This window comes from Ligilactobacillus sp. WC1T17 (assembly GCA_900110005.1).
Lineage (GTDB): Bacteria > Bacillota > Bacilli > Lactobacillales > Lactobacillaceae > Ligilactobacillus > Ligilactobacillus ruminis_A.
This window is the reverse complement of the sequence record FOCC01000022.1, coordinates 1-2,212: the sequence shown is the minus strand read 5'-3', so window position 1 is coordinate 2,212 and position 2,212 is coordinate 1. Positions and strand designations below refer to the sequence as shown.

At 40.6% G+C, this 2,212-nt stretch carries 1 protein-coding gene; it reads left to right on the top strand.

Going from position 1 to position 2,212, the window contains the following annotated elements; all coding sequences use genetic code 11:
• Positions 1-272 precede the first annotated feature (272 nt).
• On the top strand, positions 273-2,212 hold a 1,940-nt coding region (locus tag BMX26_RS09320; RefSeq protein ID WP_075531144.1), incomplete at its 3' end, for an N-acetylmuramoyl-L-alanine amidase family protein.

Genomic DNA, 2,212 nt, shown 5'->3' with positions numbered 1-2,212 from the left:
ACGCAGGAAAATGCCGCTGGGACCCAGGAAGTATCGGCCAACTCCGAAGAAGTTTTGGCAACGATGGATGAATTTACCAACCACGTTTCCGATTTGCGCGACATTTCTGATAAGCTCAAAGATGAAACAAGTAAGTTGGACATTAACTTAAGAGACTAAAAAAAGGCTGGGATTCCAGCCTTTTTTGTTGTTTAAATTCATATCTTGATAAAATAAAAATCCTATTTTATTGGTAAAATTGTTCTTAAGATGAATTATAGGGTGGTGTGTGTATGAATCAATTTGAAAAAGGTTTGATTATTTCGATGGCCGCAGGTGTGTTATTAACGGGAACACAGGAATTAAAAGCTAAAGCCGATACAGCTAATGATGACCAGCAAGTAAGCGTGGTTACGTCTAACAACAATGAAGAAACGACTAGTACCCAGGCTAATCAGGCGAGTGCTGCGGTAAGCAGTTCAGACGTGTCACAGAACAGTTCGAGTGAAACTGAGACAGAAACGGCCAGCTCTCAGCAAGATGATATGACAACCAAAGCAGCTACTAGCACAACAACTGCTGTTAGCGAAACAAATGCTGCTACTCAAGCGAAAACAAGTGAAATGAGCACGACGACACCAGCTTCATCTGCTTCTGCTAGTGAAACGGATACTCAAAGCAGTGAGGCAAGCCTTGCTAGTGACAGTTCTACTAATCAAACAGCTACAGTAACTAAGACAACAGCAACCAAGTCTACGGCAGCGGCTACGCAGGCAGCGTCCAGCACAAAAACTTCCAGTACCGATGCCAATGTAAAAAAAACGTTAGCGACAACCACAACTGATGCGGCTGTTAGTTTAGGTATTAATAGTTTATACAGCTATTTTACCTCAGCTCAAATTAGTGCTACCGTGGCCGTTGCCAAGGAATGGGCTACGGGTAATTATGAAGATGTTACCGAAGCACCTGCTTATAGCGCTTGGTATAAGGCCATGAATGCCGGAACCAATTCCAGTGCAACCAAGTTTTCAGATACGTTATCAGCTGATCAGACGACAATCGATTTTTCTAATTTAAGTGCTGATCAGTTGGAAGAACTCAGCTTATTTTATGTGAATGTTCTGAATGGCCTTTACAATAAATTAGGTATTTCAAGCTATGTAGCGACAAATAAAGTGACTAATGGTTCTTTAAAATACGCGTCTTATGTCTCTGATTATACAGTTAAGCATTGGAACGGGACTTTTGCTCACTATTTGACTGCTTTGCGCTACGGCTCATATCAGACAGGGTTAATTGATTCATATTCAACCACTGATGAATATGCTACAACAAATAATTATGGCGAAGCAGCTGTCTTGCAGACGGAATTTGGATGGAATAGTGTCAGCTATATTAAAAAGGCTCGTACCTCGACCACGATGGCGGATGCTAAAGCTGATATTATCAATGCGTTGGAATTAATGTTATTTGAAGATGAAGCTGAAGATATGGGGCATGCCATTGATCAATTGAATTGGCTTTATTCAAATACTGAAGCGCGGTCAGTGATTTATCGGAGTGCAGCTATTAATATGATTAGCAATTCACGCATTGATTGGTCAAAGGTGACTAGTGAAGTTAATAGTACAACCAGTTTTTCTGACACTACGAGTTTGCCAAACTGGACCATGGCTGTCAGCACCTATCTGCACTTTTTAGGCATGGCACCAGGCTACAGTAATAGCTCAATTATCTATGGTACGGCCTCAAGCGCGCAAAAGACACGTTATAATAATGCTAATTGGACTTCTTTAAATAATGTTGGCTTTGTTACTAGTAATGGGAAGACTTACTATTATGATTTGAACGGTAATAAGTACACTGGTCAGCATTATATTGATGGACATTGGTATAATTTTGATAGCAATGGCGTTATGTCAACGGGTGTTACTTATATCGCTAGCCAAAAGAAGTTAGTTTTATATAATACTAGCGGACAAATGCTCTATGGCAGCCAGACCGTTTCAGGTAAAAAATTTACCTTTGATACGACTACGGGAGCTTTGAAGGCAACTGGCCAGGTTTACATTGGTGGCCATTGGTATTTACTTAATAGTAAGTATCAGCCGCAAACGGGCTTCCAATATATTTCAAATCAAAAAAAGACGGTTTATTATAGCCCCAAGACCTCTTATATGCTGTACGGCCAGCAATACATCGGCGGCTATTGGTACCTGTTCAATAAAATCAC